The following is a 317-nucleotide window of genomic DNA, read 5'->3' as shown; positions in this document are numbered from 1 at the left end:
GTGGCGACCCTGCTCGAAGCCGGCGGGCTCGACCCGACCGTCATCAATGGCGGCATCATCAATGCCTACGGCACCAATGCGCGCATGGGCGACGGTGAGTGGATGGTGGTCGAAGCCGACGAAAGCGACGGCACCTTCCTCAAGCTGCCTGCCGACATCGCCGTCGTCACCAACATCGATCCCGAGCATCTCGATCATTATGGCAACTTCGACAATGTGCGCGAAGCGTTCCGCCAGTTCGTCGAGAACGTGCCTTTCTATGGCTTCGGCGTGATGTGCACCGATCACCCGGAAGTGCAGGCGCTGGTCGGGCGCAT

The 317-nt window shown here is 61.8% G+C and carries 1 protein-coding gene; it reads left to right on the top strand.

All coding sequences use genetic code 11. From position 1 onward, the window contains the following. A partial coding sequence (locus tag EN857_RS33950; RefSeq protein ID WP_245521687.1) for a Mur ligase family protein occupies positions 1-317 on the top strand: 317 nt, incomplete at both ends.

The sequence above is a fragment of the Mesorhizobium sp. M4B.F.Ca.ET.214.01.1.1 genome (assembly GCF_004791545.1).
Lineage (GTDB): Bacteria > Pseudomonadota > Alphaproteobacteria > Rhizobiales > Rhizobiaceae > Mesorhizobium > Mesorhizobium abyssinicae.
This window is presented reverse-complemented; position numbering and strand designations above follow the sequence as displayed.